General features: G+C 71.5%; 13 protein-coding genes and 1 pseudogene. 8 read left to right on the top strand and 6 right to left on the bottom strand.

Annotated features, from left to right (window positions below; translation table 11 throughout):
* Positions 1-38 precede the first annotated feature (38 nt).
* From ACX6XY_RS25120 to ACX6XY_RS25095, 6 genes and pseudogenes are all read left to right on the top strand, one after another.
* Positions 39-1,385 carry an ABC transporter substrate-binding protein gene (locus tag ACX6XY_RS25120; RefSeq protein ID WP_460335087.1) on the top strand — a complete coding sequence of 449 codons (1,347 nt, stop codon included), beginning with the start codon at positions 39-41 and terminating at the stop codon, positions 1,383-1,385.
* Complete coding sequence (locus ACX6XY_RS25115) at positions 1,385-2,314, top strand: carbohydrate ABC transporter permease (protein WP_460335084.1); 930 nt, start codon at positions 1,385-1,387, stop codon at positions 2,312-2,314. The genes ACX6XY_RS25120 and ACX6XY_RS25115 overlap by 1 nt, the downstream gene beginning before the upstream one ends.
* Complete coding sequence (locus tag ACX6XY_RS25110; protein WP_460335081.1) at positions 2,311-3,198, top strand: carbohydrate ABC transporter permease; 888 nt, start codon at positions 2,311-2,313, stop codon at positions 3,196-3,198. Before ACX6XY_RS25115 ends, ACX6XY_RS25110 begins: the two co-directional genes overlap by 4 nt.
* Positions 3,199-3,207: 9 nt before the next feature.
* A complete protein-coding gene (locus tag ACX6XY_RS25105) occupies positions 3,208-4,962 on the top strand; it encodes a glycoside hydrolase family 36 protein (RefSeq protein WP_460335078.1) in 1,755 nt (584 codons plus the stop codon).
* A 22-nt stretch (positions 4,963-4,984) separates the two neighbouring features.
* Positions 4,985-5,986 (top strand): LacI family DNA-binding transcriptional regulator, encoded by a 1,002-nt coding sequence (locus tag ACX6XY_RS25100; RefSeq protein ID WP_460335075.1) that lies wholly within the window; start codon positions 4,985-4,987, stop codon positions 5,984-5,986.
* Positions 5,987-6,564: 578 nt separating this feature from the next.
* A pseudogene (locus tag ACX6XY_RS25095) lies at positions 6,565-7,099 on the top strand (PP2C family protein-serine/threonine phosphatase); the annotation flags it as partial.
* A 50-nt stretch (positions 7,100-7,149) separates the two neighbouring features.
* Here ACX6XY_RS25095 and ACX6XY_RS25090 read toward each other — a convergent pair.
* Positions 7,150-8,430, bottom strand: a complete 1,281-nt coding sequence (locus ACX6XY_RS25090) for an acetyl-CoA C-acetyltransferase (RefSeq protein ID WP_460335072.1) — start codon at positions 8,428-8,430, stop codon at positions 7,150-7,152.
* Positions 8,431-8,500: 70 nt separating this feature from the next.
* Here ACX6XY_RS25090 and ACX6XY_RS25085 point away from each other — a divergent pair, with 70 nt between their 5' ends.
* Together ACX6XY_RS25085 and ACX6XY_RS25080 are read left to right on the top strand one after the other, a co-directional pair.
* Positions 8,501-9,802 (top strand): 3-oxoacyl-ACP reductase, encoded by a 1,302-nt coding sequence (locus tag ACX6XY_RS25085; RefSeq protein ID WP_460335069.1) that lies wholly within the window; start codon positions 8,501-8,503, stop codon positions 9,800-9,802.
* A 54-nt stretch (positions 9,803-9,856) separates the two neighbouring features.
* On the top strand, positions 9,857-10,708 hold the full coding sequence (locus ACX6XY_RS25080; protein ID WP_460335066.1) for a MaoC family dehydratase: 852 nt from the start codon (positions 9,857-9,859) through the stop codon (positions 10,706-10,708).
* Positions 10,709-10,779: 71 nt separating this feature from the next.
* On the opposite strand, the gene ACX6XY_RS25075 is transcribed toward ACX6XY_RS25080, so the two are convergent.
* The 5 genes from ACX6XY_RS25075 to ACX6XY_RS25055 are packed head-to-tail and all read right to left on the bottom strand — an operon-like array spanning position 10,780 to position 16,754.
* A complete protein-coding gene (locus ACX6XY_RS25075) occupies positions 10,780-12,255 on the bottom strand; it encodes a lytic transglycosylase domain-containing protein (protein ID WP_460335063.1) in 1,476 nt (491 codons plus the stop codon).
* Positions 12,256-12,311: 56 nt separating this feature from the next.
* Positions 12,312-13,601: a lipase family protein gene (locus ACX6XY_RS25070; protein ID WP_460335060.1), complete on the bottom strand. Its 1,290-nt coding sequence runs from the start codon at positions 13,599-13,601 to the stop codon at positions 12,312-12,314.
* Positions 13,602-13,603: 2 nt separating this feature from the next.
* The gene (locus tag ACX6XY_RS25065; RefSeq protein ID WP_460335057.1) at positions 13,604-14,704 is read right to left on the bottom strand and encodes a class I SAM-dependent methyltransferase; all 1,101 of its coding nucleotides are present in this window, start codon (positions 14,702-14,704) and stop codon (positions 13,604-13,606) included.
* On the bottom strand, positions 14,683-15,894 hold the full coding sequence (locus tag ACX6XY_RS25060) for a glycosyltransferase (protein ID WP_460335054.1): 1,212 nt from the start codon (positions 15,892-15,894) through the stop codon (positions 14,683-14,685). The genes ACX6XY_RS25065 and ACX6XY_RS25060 overlap by 22 nt, the downstream gene beginning before the upstream one ends.
* Entirely contained in the window at positions 15,891-16,754 is an 864-nt protein-coding gene (locus ACX6XY_RS25055) for an alpha/beta fold hydrolase (RefSeq protein ID WP_460335051.1), read from the bottom strand. Before ACX6XY_RS25055 ends, ACX6XY_RS25060 begins: the two co-directional genes overlap by 4 nt.
* Between the last annotated feature and the right edge of the window lie 2 nt (positions 16,755-16,756).

Genomic DNA, 16,756 nt, shown 5'->3' with positions numbered 1-16,756 from the left:
GGCTTGGCCCTTCGATCTGCGAGGCAAGGGGTTGTGTCATGGTCATGAACCGTCGCAATGTTCTGCGGGCCGGGGGCGTACTCGTCGCCGGCGTCGGCCTGGGGGGTGTCACCGCCTGCTCCGGCACGGGCGGCGGGGGCAACGGGGGCGGCTCGGCCGGCGACGGCGAGAAGGGCGACATCACGGTCTGGAGCTGGGCGGGCCCGGCCGCCGAGATGAAGGCGCTCGTACCGGCGTTCAACAAGCGGTATCCGGATATCAAGGTCACCGTCGAGGACATCGGCAACCCGGCCATCTGGGACAAGATCACCACCGGCCTCGCGGCCGGTGGCGCCGGGCTCGCCGACGTACTCCACATCGGCGTCGACTACCTGCCGGGCTACGTGGAGAAGTTCCCCGGCGGCCTCGCCGACCTGAGCGAGCTCGGCGCGGACAAGTACCGGGACGCCTTCGCCAAGGGTCTGTGGCAGACCGTCTCATCCAAGGGCGGCCGGGTGAACGCGCTGCCCTGGGAGGCCAACTCCGCCGGTTTCTACTACCGCAGCGATGTCTTCGAGGACGCGGACGTCGACGTCCACGCGATCGACACCTGGGATGACGCCATCGAGGCCGGTAAGAAGGTCAAGGCCAAGACCGGGAAGTATCTGCTCGGTATCGACAAGCCCGCCTCCCAGGCTGACTCCGCGAACTTCTTCCAGATGCTGCTGCAGCTGCAGGGCGCTTTCTACTTCAATCTGGATGGCGCGATCATGCTCGACTCGCCCGAGGCCGTCACGGCGATGACGCTCATCAAGCGGATGAACGACGCCGGGCTGGTGAGCGACATATCCGGCGGCTGGAACGCGCTGATCAGCTCCATCAAGAAGGGCACCGCGGCGGTGCTGCCCTGGCCCACCTGGTTCGGCGGCATCATCGAGGAAACCGTCCCCGACGAGGCCGGGAAGTGGGGGGTGCGGCTGCCTCCGGCCGTCCGCCGCGGCGGCATGACCAGCGCCACCGTCAACTCGACCCACCTGGCCGTCTCGGGCGCCAGCAAGCAGCAGGCCGCCGCCTGGAACTTCGCCGAGTTCATCCTCACCCGCCCGGAAAACCAGGTGAAGATCTACCAGGAGAAGGGCATCGCCCCCGCCCTGATGAAGGCCTACGACGACCCCGTCTTCCACACCGAGTCAACGTTCTTCAGCGGCCAGAAGAAGGGCGAGATCTTCCTCGACGCGCTGAAGGCGGACTCACCGGCGTTCAACTACACCGCCGACTACGCCCGCGCGCTCAAGGCCACCACCGACGCCCAGACCAAGGTGCTCCTGGGCGGCGCCGACCCGGCCAAGGCACTGCGCGAGGCCGCCGACCAGCTCGCCCGGCAGACCGGCCGCGAGAAGGCCTGATGACCGCCCTTCTCTCACCGGCCCGCACGACATCGCACAGGAGTGCGCCGAAGGCGACCCGCCCGCCGCGGTTCACCGCCCGGCGCCTGGCCCCGTACGTGTTCGTCCTGCCGGCGTTGCTGCTCTTCGCCGCGTTCAAGGTCTACCCGATCGGCTGGTCCTTCGTCCTCAGCCTTCACCAGACGGTCGAGGGCGTCGACACGTTCGTCGGCGCCGACAACTACACCCGGCTGCTCGACGACCCGTTGTTCTGGACCGCCCTTAAGAACACCGCGGTGATCCTGGCCGTCCAGGTGCCGGTGATGCTGGCTCTGGCCACCGGTCTGGCCGTCGCCTTCAACTCAGCGCTGCTGCGCGGCCGCTCGGTGTTCCGCCTCGGGTTCTTCCTGCCGATGAGCACCGGCCTGGTGGCGTACGGACTCGTCTTCTCGGTCCTGCTCAACGAGAAGTACGGACTGGTGAACTGGCTGCTGTCACTGGTGGGGATCGGCGAAGTGCCCTGGCTCGTCGACCCGCTGTGGGCGAAGATCTCCCTGGGCCTGGCCCTCACCTGGCACTACACCGGCTACAACGCGGTGATCCTGCTCGCACGCCTGCAGTCGATCCCCACGGAGCTGTACGACGCGGCCTCGGTCGACGGCGCCGGCCCGTGGAAGTCCTTCCTGCATGTGACGCTTCCGGGACTGCGGCCGGCGCTCCTGCTCACCACGGTGCTGTCCACCATCGGCACCCTGCAGATCTTCGACGAGCCCTACATTCTCACCCGCGGCGGCCCGGACAACGCCACCCTCACCATCGGCGTGTACCTGTACCAGAACGCCTTCGTGTACTTCGACTTCGGCTACGCCTCGGCCATCGCCTACGCCCTCGCCGTACTGATCGGAATCCTCGGGCTGATCCAGTTCCGCGTCCTGGGAGAGCGGACATGACCACTGACACGACCGGAACCGGCCACGCCACCGGCCCCGCCACGGGCCGCGGCACGCGCCTCTCGCGCAGCCGTGGCAGCGGCATCCTGCTGACCTCAGGGCTGGGCATCGCACTCGCCGCCGTCCTCCTCCCCCTGTACTGGCTGGTCATCGCCAGCACCCACAGCTCCCTGGAGATCTTCGGCTCCCCGCCCCCGCTGCTCCCCGGCGGGCACCTCGCGCAGAATCTCTCCAGCCTGCAAGAGACCGCGTCCTTCGGCCGTGTCGTGCTGAACTCGCTGGGCATCGCGGTCATTTACACGCTGTGCGCGGGAGCGGTGTGCACGCTGGCCGGTTACGCCTTCGCCAAGTACCGCTTCACGGGCCGCGATCCGCTGTTCGGTCTGCTGATGCTGGGTCTGGTCATTCCGGCCCAGGTCACCCTGGTGCCGCTGTTCAAGCTGATGGCCGAGCTGGAGTGGCTCAACACCTACCAGGCCGTGATCATGCCCAACCTCGCCCTGCCCTTCGGGATCTTCCTGATGCGGCAGTCCATGGCGGCGCTCCCCGACGAACTGCTCGACTCGGGCCGCATGGACGGCTGCGGAGAGCTCCGGCTCTTCGTCAAGGTCGTGCTGCCCCCCATGAAACCGGCGCTGGCCGCCCTGGGCATCTTCCTCTTCCTCTACCAGTGGAACGACTTCATCTGGCCCCTGATCGTGCTGCGTGACTCAGCGTCGTACACCATCCCGGTGGCACTCGCCTCCCTGCAGGGAGTCGACGACACCGACTACGGAGCCCTCCTCACCGGAACGACCGTCGCCGCGATCCCCATGGCCGTCGTCTTCCTCGCCCTGCAACGCCATTTCGTCTCCGGCCTGCTCGCCGGAGCCGTCAAGGAGTAACGGAGTAACGTGAGCACCCCGACCCACGAGGCCGTCACCACCGCCGAGCTCGCCCCGGCGGCCTACGAACCCCTGCTCGACACCGTCGAGATCGCCGTCCTCGCCCCGGGAACCGAACCGGCCTGGACGCTGTCCGAACTCACCGGCGGCCTGCGGATGCTGCACATCGACGCCGGCGGCGCGGCCGTCAGCGTCCGGCTGTCGCTCCCGCTGGGCGACGCCACCGGCTACTGGCACCCCCAGGCCGGATGGTCGCGCACCCTGGTCGCCGACTGGGCGGGGAGATCCACGGTCAGCCTCGTCGACGGATTCGCCACGGGATGCCTGTACGACCACTCCGGCGCGACCCTGCTCACCTTCGCGGCCACCGACCCGGCGCCGGAGGTCCGGCTTCGCTTCGGGGTGTCCGAGGAGAACGACACCTTCGTCGTCCACATCGAACTGCCCGCCGCCACAGACTCGCACCGCGTGCTGTTCGTGCCGCGCAGCCCGTCGGTCGCCTCGGCGCTGGGCGCCCTGCGCGACTGGTTCGCGGCCCAGACTCAGGCCATGCCCGTTCCGGAATCAGCCCGGCTGCCCGTCTACTCCACCTGGTACGCCTTCAACCAGCAGGTGGACGCCGCCGCCGTCGAGCAGCAGGCCGGCCTCGCCGCCGAGGCGGGCTGCGGAGTGCTCATCCTCGACGACGGCTGGCAGCACCTGGGCAGCGGCCGCGGCTACGGCGGCTGCGGTGACTGGCGGCCCGACCCCGCGAAATTCCCCGACTTCACCGGGCACGTCGACCGCGTGCGCCGCACCGGCCTGCGCTACACAGCCTGGATCGCCCCCCTGCTGCTCGGCCCCAGGGCGGACTGCTACGACCGATGGGCGCCCCGCGCGCCGACCCCGGCGACCGTACCGGGAGCGTACGTCCTCGACCCTCGGTGGCCCGAAGTGCGGGCCCATGTGGTCGACATGTGCGTGTCCCTCGTCCGCGATCACGGGCTGGACGGCCTCAAGGTCGATTTCCTGGACCAGGCCATGGTGTACGCGGGCGACGGCGGCGGCGACGTAGGGCAGGCCCTGACCCTGCTGCTCACCGAGCTGCGGTCCGCGCTGGAAGCGGTGCGCAGCGAACCGCTGCTGGAACTCAGGCAGCCCTATGTCGGCCCCGGCATGGTGGCCTTCGGCAATATGCTGCGGTCCTTCGACTGTCCGGGCGACGCCGCCGCCAACCGGGTGCGCACGATTGACACCGCGCTGCTCGCCGTGGGCGGAGCCGTACACTCCGACCCGTTGCTGTGGAGCGCTCAGGCACCCGTGGAAACCGCGGCCCGGCAGCTCATCGGGGCGCTGCACTCGGTACCGCAGATCTCCGTCCGGCTTGACCGGCTGCCGCCGGACCACCTCGCGGCGTTGCGCTTCTGGCTGGCGCAGTGGCGGCGGATGCGTCCGCAGCTGCTCGACGGAACCGTCCAGCCCGGTCGCCCCGACGACCTGTACACCCTGGTGCGCGCCGAGGCGGACGGGGTGAGTGTGCTGGCCGTGCACAGTGAGCGCGCGGCGCCGGTCCGGCCCGCGGAGTTCAGGGAAACCGTCCTGGTCAACGCCTCGGACGCGGAGCGCCTCGTACTGGACATCGCGGACACCGCGGTACGTGCGGAAATCGTGGTCCACGCATGTGACGGCCGTATGATCGAGCGGAGCCAGATCACCCTCAAGGCCGGCCTGCAGAGCCTTTCCGTTCCGCGGATGGGGCTGGCGCTGGTCAGGAACATCGGATGAACCTCATGTCGGAAGGGGACCAGTGAAGGTCGGCATCGTCGAGATCGCGGCTCACGCGGGAGTGAGTGAGGCGACCGTCAGCCGGGTGATCAACCGGCGGCAGGGGGTGGCGAAGAAGACGCGGGACGCGGTCGAGAGCGCCATGGCCGAGCTCGGGTACGAACGGCCGGTGCAGGGTCAGCTGGTCGCCGTGGTCACCGAACGCGTCTCGAACCCGTTCTTCGCCGACGTCGCCGAACGCATCGAGGCCTCGCTCGCCCCGCACGGGCTGAAGACCGTGCTCTGCCCGGCGTTCCCCGGCGGTGTGCAGGAGCGTGAGTTCATCACGTCCATCGTCGACAAGGGCATCGCGGCCGTGGTCTTCCTCTCCGCGTCCAACACGCTGGAGGGCGCCGACACCGACACCTATGAACTGCTCCGCGCCCGCCGTATTCCGTATATCGGTGTCAACGGCGAGTTCGCCGACGGGGTGCCCGCCCCTGTCTTCACCACGGACGACATGCTCGCGGCGGAGCTGGCCGTCGACCATCTGCACCGGCTCGGCCATCGCCGGATCGGCATGGCATCGGGGCCGACGGGCAACCACCCCGCCGAACGGCGGGTACGCGGCTTCGTGGAGGCGATGGGCAGACGCGGGGTCGACGACGCCCGACAGTGGGTGATCCATCAGTCGTACACCGTGGAAGGCGGTCAGGCGGCCGCCGCGTCCCTGCTGGGCCTCGGCGCCACCGCCGTCGTGGCGGCGAGCGACTACATGGCCCTCGGTGCGATCCGTGGCATCCGCCGCCAGGGGTATTCCGTGCCCGGTGATGTCTCGGTCGTCGGCTATGACGGGACGATGATCACCGAATTCCTCGACCCGCCGCTGACGACGGTCCGCCAGCCCACGGACCGCCTGGCGCTGGAGGTCGGGCGCGGCATCCTGGAGCTCGTCAGCAATCGGGACGTACCGACCGGAGAGCTCCTCTTCGACCCGGAACTGGTGATCCGGGCCTCGACCGCTCCGCCCCCAGGGGCGGCGTAAGCGGGCAGTCCCGCCAGTACCGCCGTGCCCGTCCACAGTGTCGTCACTCCAAGGCCTGCCCAGGGCGCCAGGTCGCTGGGCGGGTTCGCGTAGAGGACTTGCTGTCCGGCGCGGTCGGGGAGGTAGTCGGCGAGGGAACCTGACGTTTCGCCCAAGACCATGGAGGCGATGAGGATGAACGGGATCAGGGTGCTGAGTACGGCGAGTCCGCTGCGCAGCACCGTGGTCAGGCCGGCCGCGAAGAGCGCCATCAGTGCGAGGTAGACGAGTCCGCCCAGGCAGGGGCGCAGTGCGGCCGCGTCGCTCAGGTTCAGTGCAGGCCCCGGTCGGCATCGCGCTGTTGGACACCGATCTGTGCTATCGCCTGGTCAATCCCGCTCTGGAACGGATCAACGGTGTTGCGGCCGCTGGTCGGCCAGTACGTCGTCGGCCGCACCCGCGCCAACCCGGACCACGATCGTGCCTGGTCGGTGTCGTACTACCGGCTCCACGGGCCTGGTGGGCGGGTGATCGGTGTGGCGAACTCGGTGGTGGACGTCAGTGAGCGTCACGAGGCCCGATGGCATCAGAGCGTGCGCGACGTCATCCCGCTGAGCGGGGGCAAGACGGCCCTGGTGGTCGGCGATGTCATGGGCAACGGCGGCGACGCCGCGGCGGTCATGGGGCGGCTTGTCCACCGCGACGCGTGCCTACGCCGATCTCGATCTGCCTCCTCACAAAGTCCTCCAGCACCTCGACCGGCTCACGTGCGGGCTGCAGCACTACATCGCCACCTGCCTGTACGCCGTCTATGACCCGCACCGTCGCCAGTGTCAGATCGCCAACGCCGGGCGCCTGCCGCCTGTCCTCATCCGCAAGGGTCGGCACCCTGAACTCCTCAGCCTGCCTACGGGTGCCCCGCTCGGCGTGGGCGGGGTCCGCTTCCGTACCACTTTCTTCGGCCTGAGCCCACAGGACCAGCTCGTCCTGTACGCCGACGGTCTGGTCGAGACGCGCGGCGATCCCATCGACGAACGCCTGCATGCCCTGCTCCAGGCTCTGGACGGTCGCAGCCGCCCGCTGGGCTCGGCCTGCCAGAGGCTCTTGCGGGCGATTCGTGCGTGGTCCGTGTGAGTTGTGGTGGGGCGGGGCGGCGGGTGTCCGCGTCTTCGTCGGCCACGCGGTCAGGCGCGTTCCAGGATCGCCGTCACTCCCTGTCCTCCTGCGGCGCAGATCGAGATCAGGCCGCGGGAGGGGCTCTCGCGCTCGGACAGGAGCTCGGCCAGCGTCGCGACGATCCGGGCGCCGGTCGCCGCGAAGGGGTGGCCGACGGCGAGCGACGAGCCCGCGACGTTGAGCCGGGCCCGGTCCACCGGGGCCAGGCCACGCTTCTCCCAGGCCGACAGCGTCGCCAGGACCTGGGACGCGAACGCCTCGTGCACCTCGATGAGATCGAAGTCCTCGATGCCGAGCCCGGCGCGTTCCAGCATCCGGGGCACGGCGTAGGCGGGAGCCATGAGCAGCCCGTCCTCACCTCCCCGGATGTCTCCGTCCGCGAAGTCGACCGCCGCCGTCTCGTACGCGGTCAGATAGGCCAGCGGCTTCAGTCCCCGCTCCCGTGCCCACTCCTCGCTCGCGAGGAGCACGGTCGCCGCGCCGTCGGTCAGCGGTGTCGAATTGCCCGCGGTCATGGTGGGGTTGGGGCCGTCGGCGCCGAACACCGGCTTCAGGGTGGCGAGTTTGCCGACCGTGGAGCCGGGGCGGAGGTTCTGGTCTCGGGTGACCCCGCGGAACGGCGTCACGAGGTCTCGCAGCAGTCCTCTGTCGTACGCCGCCGCCAGCCTCTGGTGGCTCGCGGCGGCCAGTTCGTCCTGGGCTTCGCGGGTGATGCCCCACGCGCGTGCCGTCACGGCCGCGTGCTCGCCCATCGAGAGTCCCGTACGCGGCTCGGCGTTACGCGGAATGTCGGGGACCAGCTGGCCGGGTCTGATCCGGGACAGCGCCTTGAGCCTGGCTCCGGCGGACTTCGCCCGGCGTGCCTCGAGGAGAATCTTCCGAAGCCGGTCGTTGACGCCCAGCGGTGCGTCGCTCGCGGTGTCGGCGCCGCCCGCTACGGCGCTGCGGATCTGCCCGAGCGCGATTTTGTTGGACGCCGCGATCACGGCTTGCAGGCCCGTGCCGCAGGCCTGCTGGATGTCGTAGGCGGGTGTGCGCGGGTCGAGTCCCGAGCCGAGGAGCGTCTCGCGGGCGAGGTTGAAGTCCCGGCTGTGCTTGAGTACGGCGCCGGCGACGAACTCGCCGACCAGTTCGCCTCGCAGCCCGAAGCGCTCGACCAGGCCGTCCAGCGCGGCGGTGAGCATCTCCTGGTTGGAGGCGGTCGCGTACGGGCCGTCGGAGCGTGCGAACGGTATGCGGCAGCCGCCGATGATCGCGACCCGCTCCGCCGTGCGGCCTTCGGTGCTCATCTCGACCAACTCCTGACTCTGAAGTAAGATTACTGCTAAGTAAGTTACGGCGACCTGGGGAGCTTTGACAATGACCGACCGCTACCTGCGCTTCACCGGCACGGCCGCTGGCCGGTTCCTCACCCGCAGGCTCGGCCTCCCCCGCCCGGCCGCTCTCCACCGCTGGTCCAGCGAGAGTCCCGTCCTGGAGGGTTCGCTGGTACGCCTCACCGCAGGCAGCCCGGCCCCAGGAGTGGACGAGGCGCTGGCCCGTACCGGCCTCAAGGCAGGCGGCGGACGCCCCGCGGCGGCGGTCGTCGACGCCACCGGGCTGCGGGACGTCGCCTCGCTCCACGCGGTGTACGAGAAGCTGCGTCCCGTGGTCCGCTCGATCGCGCCGAGCGGACGGGTGGTACTGCTCGGGTCCCCGCCCGCCGCGGACGATCACCACCAGGCCGCCGCGCAACAGGCGCTGGAGGGCTTCGTCCGCGCCCTGGGCAAGGAAATCGGCGAGGGCCGTACGGCGAACCTGGTCCGGCTGCCCCAGGCGGGCGCGGAGGCCGCGGAGTCGACCTTGCGCTTCCTGCTCTCCCCCAGGTCGGCCTACGTCAGCGGGCAGGTGATCGAGATCGCCTCCGCGGCCGAGCCCTTCGACCTGGAACTGCCGCTGGCTGGCCGAACCGCCCTGGTCACCGGTGGCGCGCGCGGAATCGGCGAGGCGGTCGCGGCCACCCTCGCGCGTGAGGGCGCGCACGTCGTCGTGCTCGACGTCCCGTCCGCGCGGCACGATCTCACCCGCGTCGCCGAACGGATCGGCGGCGGCGCGCTGCCGCTGGACATCACCAAGGACGACGCGGGTGAGCGCATCGCCGCGGCACTGCCCGACGGGCTCGACATCCTGGTGCACAACGCGGGTATCACCCGTGACCGGAAGCTCGCCAACATGCCCGCCGACCGCTGGGATTCGGTGCTTGAGGTCAACCTGGCGAGTGTGCTGCGCACGACGGACTCGCTGCTCGGCTCCGGGGCCCTGAAGTCGCGCGGGCGGATCGTCGCCACCGCCTCCATCTCGGGCATCGCGGGGAACGCCGGGCAGACCAACTACGCGGCCAGCAAGGCGGGAATCATCGGCCTGGTGCGCTCGCTGGCGCCTCGGGCGCTCGCGGAGTACGGCTGCACGGTCAACGCCGTCGCGCCCGGCTTCATCGAGACGAAGATGACGTCCGCGGTGCCTCTGCTCATCCGTGAGGCGGGGCGCCGCATGAACTCCCTCGCCCAGGGCGGGCTTCCGGCCGACGTCGCCGAAACGGTGAGCTGGCTCGCGAGTCCCGGCTCCCAGGGGGTGAACGGGCAGGTGGTCAGGGTGTGCGGGCAGAGCCTGCTCGGGGCCTGAGCCGCCTGCCCGTCCCGGACACCTGACCGCGCACCGGACTCTGGAGACCTCGTCGTGACCACTCGATTCCTTCCGGCCGCGCCTCGGCTCGGCCCCCTGCTGGCCCGTGGCGCCCTGCTGTCTCCGCTCAAGCGGGTACGGCCGGACGCCGCCGCCCCGGCGACCCGGCTCGTGCTCGACGCCGCCGCGAGCGATGCCGGGAAGCTGGCCGCGTACCGCCGCATCTGCCGCTTCCCGCGCACCGGGCCGCTCCCGGTGACCTATCCCCATCTGCTGGGCTTCCCGCTCGCCATGCGGCTGATGGCCGACCGCGCCTTCCCGCTGCCGCTGCTCGGTCTGGTCCATACGTCGGTCGAGATCACCCAGCACCGTCCGCTGAACGCCGACGGCTCCCCGGAACTCACGGTGTTCACCGAGCGGTTGAGTCCGCACCGGCGCGGCACCGAGGCGAGTGTGGTGACACAGGCGCGGCTCGTGGGCGAGCTGGTGTGGGAGTCCCGGAGCACCTACCTGGCCAGGCATCCGGGCTCCGGCCGGGACCGCGCCGAGCCGGAGCCCGTGCTGTCCGCGGTTCCCGGCGGCCTGCCCGCTGTGGATCAGTGGGCGCTCCCCGCCGGGCTGGGCCGTCGCTACGGGGCCGTCTCGGGTGACCGGAACCCGATCCATCTGCACCCGCTGGCGGCGAAGGCCTTCGGCTTCCCCCGCACCATCGCGCACGGCATGTGGACCGTCGGCCGCTGCCTCGCGGAGCACGGCGCCGAAGGGCGGGTCCACGTCAGCGCGCGGTTCAGGGCCCCGGTGCTGCTCCCCGCCACGGTGACGTACGCCGCGGACGGCACGCGTTTCCAACTCCGCGGCCGGGACGACCGGCTGCACCTCACCGGCGAAGTGACGCGGGCAGTGTGACGCGGGCGGTATGACACGGGCCGAGCGGGCCTGGGGGTCACCCCCAGGCCCGCTCAGGTGAAGAGTCGGGGTCAGTCCGCCGCTGGGGCGCACGGCTCCGGAGAGGCACTGACGACGTCAGCCATCGGGGACGGGCCGGTGTTCTCCGGATCCGATGGTGAGGCTGAAGGAGTGGGCACGGGATCGGGTGAACCGGAGGGCGGGGCCGAGTCCGTGGGTGACGGGGAGGCCGACGGCGAGGGCGTGGCCGACGGCGAGGGCGAGGGCGAGTCCGAAGGTGCGGGAGGCTCGGGGACGCAGTCGGTGGGGCTCGGAGCAGGTTCCGTCGGGCTCGGGCCGGAGGGGCTCGGGGTGGGGCCGGAAGGGCTTGGGGCAGGGCTGGACGGGCCGGGACTCGGGCTGGGGCTGGGGCTCGTCGTGGGGCTGGTCGGAGCGGGGCCAGGGCCGCCTGGTCCTGGCCGAACAGGGGCGGGCGAGGGTGAACGAGAAGCGGAGGGAGAGGGAAGGGGCGTGGGGGTGGCGGCCTCTCCCGGAGCCGACGGCGTGGACGGGGCGGGCCCGATCACGATGCCGCCCCCGCCGACCGGACGGCGCGCCGGTGTCTTGCCGCCCGGCCCTGGGCTGACGGGCAACACGCCCTTGCCGTCGGGTACTTCGGAGACTCCACGCCGGTAGAACTCCAGCCAGGACAGCACGGTGCGCAGATACGCGGACGAGTGGTTGTAGCTGAGGACCGCCCGGTCCAGGTCCGCCTTGACGGACAGGTTCCGGTCCCCGGCGCACAGGTAGCGTCCGGCGGCGAGTGCGGCGTCGTGGATGTTGTTCGGGTTGGCGCGGCCGTCGTCGTCGCCGTCGGCGCCCCAGCGTGCCCAGGTGGACGGGATGAACTGCATCGGGCCCACGGCCCGGTCGAAGCGCGCGTCACCGTCGTACGCGCCGCCGTCGGTGTCGGTGATCCGGGCGAAGCCGTTGCCGTTCAGCACCGGACCGAGGATCGGCGTGTGCGTGGTGCCGCGCCGGTCGACGCGGCCGCCCCGCGCGTGGCCCGACTCCACCTTGCCGATGGCGGCGAGGAGTTCCCAGGACAGCCGACAGCCGGGGTCGGCGGCCCTCAGGGCGCGCTCGGCGTTCCGGTACGCCGCCAGGACGGACGCCGGAATCCCGGCCTGGGAGGCGACCGCGCCGGTCCCGCTGCCCCCGGCGCGCCCAGCGGCGCCCCCGGCGGCGCCTTCGGTGCCGCGCGCGTCCCCCGTGTCCCCGGCGCTCCCGACGTCCGCGGCGGTCGGGCTGGTGCCCGCCCCCCACCGGGCGCGGAGCGGCGGGAGTTCGGTGTGGTAGACGTCGGAGGACGGACCGCCGGGCGGGATCCACTCGCCGCCCACCGGCTCCGCACCCCGCTCACCGGGCGGGGGCGGCGCGGCGAGCGGGCTGCCGGGCGCCTGGGACGCGGTGAGCCCGGCGAGCGTCACCGCCACCACGGCGGTGCCCGCCACACCCCGGCGGACACGGCAAGGGGGCGGCTTGCGGTGCCTGTTGTGATTCCCCATGGGTCACCTCTCACTGGGTTGAGGCCGCCGGGGCGGCGCGGGCCGGGCGGTCCGGCTCAGCAGGTGGACGTCGCCGGGCGGTCCGCGAAGCGGTCGGCGAGATACGTCATCGCCTCGGCGTTCGCCGCCTGGATCGGCCAGAGGTGGTCGGCCACCGGGGCACGGCCGTCCGTGTCGTAGGCCTTCCAGGTCAGGGGCACGCCCTGCGCGCAGTACTCCTGGTGGAGCGCGTCGGCCTGGCGCGGTTCGACCAAGGCGTCCTGCGTCGCGTGGTACTGGAAGACCGGCACCTGGATGTTCGATCCGTCGCCGAGGGTGTTCTCGGTGTAGCGGGCGACCCAGGGCGGGTCGACCAGCGGGATGCGCACGGTGTACTCGGAGAGCGACTTGTCGCCGTACTTCTCGATCATCTCCAAGGCGCAGCCGCCCGCTTCGAGGTCGGCGACCATGGCGCGGCCCGCGTCGTTCAGCGAATCGTCGAGCTTCAGCTCCGGGTAGGCGTTGTCGAGGCCGATCAGCGCGTAGAAGAGGAAGCCGGAGCCGGGGCGGCCGTTGAGCGGCAGGGCGACCTCCATCAGGTTGCCCGGTACGCCGCCGGCGACGATGCCCTTGAGGTTCAGTTCGGACGCGTAGTCGGGCTGGAACTCACCGGCCCACAGGGCCGCCCCGCCGCCCTGTGAGTAGCCGCGGAAGACGACGGGGGCGTCGGCGGACAGTCCGGCGTCGGTCAGCCGCTGGGCGGCCCGGACGGAGTCGATGAGGGCGGGGCCGAGTGACTTGCCGACCATGTAGGTCGTCTTCGGTTCCGGGTGGTAGCCCTCGTAGTCGGGGACGGCGACCGCGTAGCCCTGGTCGAGCATCGCGTTGATCACCCACTGCTCGTAGAGCGCGCCCTTGGCGATCATGCGTGAGGGGGTGCAGCGGAACGCCGGGCCCTGGGTGCCGGGGCCCCAGCCGACGATGGGGCGCTCGGCAGGTGAGCCGCCCTTGGGGACCAGGACCGTGGCGGTGAGGGCGTTGGGCTCGCCATGTGCGTCCGTGGACAGGTACATGACCTGCCAGGTGTCGGCGAGCGCGCGGGGCGTCGGGGTGCCGGGGTCGACACGGCGGGAGCGGATGACGTCGCCCGGTGCGCCGCTGGGGAGGGGCTGGGGCGGCTGGTAGAAGTCGTCGGGCGGGAGCTGGGCCCCGGCCTGTCGTGTGGCCTGTCGCGTCGCTGTCTCGTTCGCCGCGGTCTGCTGGGGTGCGCTGTTCGACGGGGCGGCGGTCAGGGTGCAGGCCGCGAGGAGCAGCGCGAGGACGGTGGCCAGGCGTCTGGCGGTGTGCGGTGCTGCCGGTGTCGGCATGTCTAGGTCTCCGGGGTGGGTTTCGGGTGTGGTGCGGGTCGGTCGGGGTCGCGTCGGGCGATCACCCGGTAGGCGTTGCTGAGCGGGGTGCGGCGTATCAGGGGCGCGAGCAGGAGGTCGAGCGCGTACGCGAGGAGCACGAGCGGCAGGGAGGTGAGCGCCACGGCCCAGCGGACCGCGACCGCCGCCTTGCCCGGTCGACGCCCGAGCCACGGGGCGTCCTCCTTGGGCATCGCGCGGCTGACCCAGAACCAGGCGGCGCAGGCCAGGTCGACCGGGATGTGCTGGTCGCCGCGACGCTGGGCCGTGACGACGGTGAAGCCGATGCGTTCCAGCTCGCGGCACAGGTTGCCGATCGGCATGAAGTGCAGGTGCTGCGGCTGGAACCAGGGCATCCACCGCCCGCCGAGCAGCCGTCCGAGGGGTGACTCGGGGTTGGGCACCTCGATCAGAAGATGGCCGCCGGGGCGCAGCGCGGTGTGCGCGGCGGCGAGTTCGGCGCGCTGTTCGAGGGTGTGCTCCAGGTAGTGGAACATGCTCACCACGTCGTACGCGCCCGCGAGTTCGGTGGCGAGTTCGGTGAACTGGCCGCGGTAGGCGGTGCTGACGCGGCCTTCTTTGGCGGCCCGTTCGATGCTCTCTCCCATGTCGAGCCCGTCGAACTCGGTGTCCGGCAGTTCGCTCGCCACCGTGGCGCAGAAGTGGCCGTGCGAGGTGCCCACGTCCAGCCAGCGGGCCGGGTTGGCGTGGCGGAGCAGGGCTCGCGCGCTGGCCCGGAAGCGCTTGATACTGCCCCGGCCCTCGAACATGCGGGCCGTGGACTCCTCGCCCAGGCCGTCGTAGAAGTCCCGGTAGTAGAAGTCGAGGCCTTCGGTGGTGAGACGGGGGTTCTGGAAGATGTGGCGGCAGTCGCGGCACTCGTCGAGGACGAAGGCGCCTGGCTTGTTCTGTACGTGGTCGCGGGTGCGCAGGCGGCGTTTGAGGCGCGGGGAGGCGCACCAGGGGCAGGTGGTGCGCCGGGGCAGGAAGAAGCGCCGGGTTCCGTCTGCCAGGTCGGCCTGGTATCGCGGTCTGCGCCGGGCTATCTCAGCAGTCCGTGCCATGAGTTCTCCTGTTCCTCGGTGGCGAGTCGCTCCAGGCAGGTGGCCGCGGCGGGGGCGCCGCCGGCGGCCTGGAAGGAGGCGCTGATGCGGCGGGCGGCGGCGGTGAAGTGGGGGTCGCCGAGTACCGCGTCGAGTGCGGAGCCGACTCGGTCGGCGTCGGCGCGTCCGAAGCGCAGCCGGACGCCCGCGCCGACGGCGGTGACCTGCGCGGCGACGACGGGCTGGTCGTCCCGGATCGGAGCGACGACCAGGGGGACGCCGTGCCAGAGGGCCTCGGTGACGGTGTTGTGTCCAGCGTGGCAGACGGCGACGTCCGCCCGTGCCAGGAGGGCGAGTTGCGGTACGGCGGGCTGGATGAGCACGTCGTCGTCGAAGGGGTCTGACGGCTGCGGCCCCAGTACCCGGCCCGGATCGACGACGATGGCGCGGAGCCGGTCGGAGCGGGCGCGTACGGCCTGCACGCACGCGGTGAGGAAGCGCGCGCCGACCTCGGTGTTGGCGGTGCCGAGCGAGATCAGGGCGAGGGCGCGGCCGTCGTCGCGGTCCGCCCATTCCCAGGAGAATCCGGGGATGTCGTCGCGGGCGCCGAGCGCGGGTCCGACGAACCGCACCGGGCCCGGCGTCCGTTCCGGCCGCCCGGCGAGTTCGCCGGTGGAGAAGACCAGCGTGAGCCGGGGGGAGAAGCGCAGGTCGTGGCGGGCCGAGGGGTCGCCGAGGCTGAGCCGCAGTCCGTCGAGCAGGTCGGTGATCCACTGGTCGACCTTCGGCAGGCCGATGAGGCTGCCGGTGAGCTCGGCCGATGTGGTCGACGAGGTGGTGTAGGGGACGCCGAGGCGTTCGGCGACCAGGGCGCCGGCTACGGTCTGCTGGTCGACCACCAGCAGGTCGGGGCTGAACTCCATGACGGCCGTGGTCACTCCGGGCGCCATGGCGTGAGCCAGCGGCGCGAAGAAGTCGCTCCACAGGTATTTGAGCGCCGCGACGCCGCGCAGTTCGCGCGGCCGGTCGTCGATGCGTACGGGGCCCGCGCAGGGGAAGACCCGTGCGCCGGTGCCGGTGAGGCGTTCGGCGGCTCCGGGCGGCGCGGCCCAGGCGACGGTGTGCCCGCGTTCGGTGAGTTCGGCGGCGACGGCGGCGGCCGGGTTGACGTGTCCGGCGAGCGGCGGCACGACGAAGAGGAATCTGCTCATCGGTCACCGACCTCCGCCGCGGCCAGGCTGAGCGCCCACTCCAGGGCGAGCGCGCCCACGTCGTCGGCGGCTTCGACGAGTACGGAGTGTTTCTGCCCTGGCACCACGGCGACTTCGCAGTCCGGCAGGAGCTCGGCCAGCTGGGCGGTCTGCTCGCCGACCAGGCCGTCCTGGGCGTTGACCAGGAGTACGGGGCGGTCCAGGCCCTTGAGTTGAATATCCGTCAGGAGGCGTCCCCCAGGGATGTCCGTGGCGATGGAGGTGGTGGCGATCAGCCGGGCCGCGGCGCGGCCGAGGCGCGCGATGTGGGCGTCGTGCCGGGCGTCGCCCTGGCGGGTCGAGGCGAGGGCCCCGTATTCGGCCACGAACCAGTCGAGTGCCTCCTGTTCGGGCAGGGTCTCGGTGGCCTGGTGCAGCGCGCCGCTCATGGCCGCCGCCCAGTCCTGGGTGGCGGGGCCCGACTCCACGACGGTGACGGCGGCCACCCGGTCCGGGTGGTGGACGGCGAAGTCCAGTGCGAGGGTGCCGCCGAAGGAGTTGCCGAGCAGGTGGACGCGGCCGGTGACGCCGAGTGCGTCGAGCAGTGCGGCGAGGTCGGCGGTGAAGTCCTCCAGGGTGTAGCCGGTGGCGGGGCGTTCGCTGCGCCCGTGGCCGCGCAGGTCGTACATGACCACGTCGAACCCGGCGTCCGCGAACTGCGGGCCGAGTGTGAAGTAGTAGCTGGCCAGGCTGTCGATGAAGGCGCCGTGCAGGAACACGACGGTGGGCGCGTGGCCGCACGCCGTCCGGGCGCCCGGCTCGTCGCGGTGGGGCAGTCGCTGTACGTGGTGGTCGATTCCGTTCGCCCGCACTCTGGCCATGG

The organism is Streptomyces sp. O3, from assembly GCF_054788135.1.
Note: the sequence above shows the minus strand (reverse complement) of the source record. Positions and strands in the feature narration are given on the sequence as shown.

Bases quoted from the DNA above. Each gene is read 5' to 3' on its own strand.
- ACX6XY_RS25065 (WP_460335057.1), bottom strand. From the start codon at position 14,704: ATGGCACGGACTGCTGAGATAGCCCGGCGCAGACCGCGATACCAGGCC.
- ACX6XY_RS25060 (WP_460335054.1), bottom strand. From the start codon at position 15,894: ATGAGCAGATTCCTCTTCGTCGTGCCGCCGCTCGCCGGACACGTCAAC.
- ACX6XY_RS25070 (WP_460335060.1), bottom strand. From the start codon at position 13,601: ATGCCGACACCGGCAGCACCGCACACCGCCAGACGCCTGGCCACCGTC.
- ACX6XY_RS25075 (WP_460335063.1), bottom strand. From the start codon at position 12,255: ATGGGGAATCACAACAGGCACCGCAAGCCGCCCCCTTGCCGTGTCCGC.
- ACX6XY_RS25055 (WP_460335051.1), bottom strand. From the start codon at position 16,754: ATGGCCAGAGTGCGGGCGAACGGAATCGACCACCACGTACAGCGACTG.
- ACX6XY_RS25085 (WP_460335069.1), top strand. From the start codon at position 8,501: ATGACCGACCGCTACCTGCGCTTCACCGGCACGGCCGCTGGCCGGTTC.
- ACX6XY_RS25115 (WP_460335084.1), top strand. From the start codon at position 1,385: ATGACCGCCCTTCTCTCACCGGCCCGCACGACATCGCACAGGAGTGCG.
- ACX6XY_RS25110 (WP_460335081.1), top strand. From the start codon at position 2,311: ATGACCACTGACACGACCGGAACCGGCCACGCCACCGGCCCCGCCACG.
- ACX6XY_RS25120 (WP_460335087.1), top strand. From the start codon at position 39: ATGGTCATGAACCGTCGCAATGTTCTGCGGGCCGGGGGCGTACTCGTC.
- ACX6XY_RS25090 (WP_460335072.1), bottom strand. From the start codon at position 8,430: ATGAGCACCGAAGGCCGCACGGCGGAGCGGGTCGCGATCATCGGCGGC.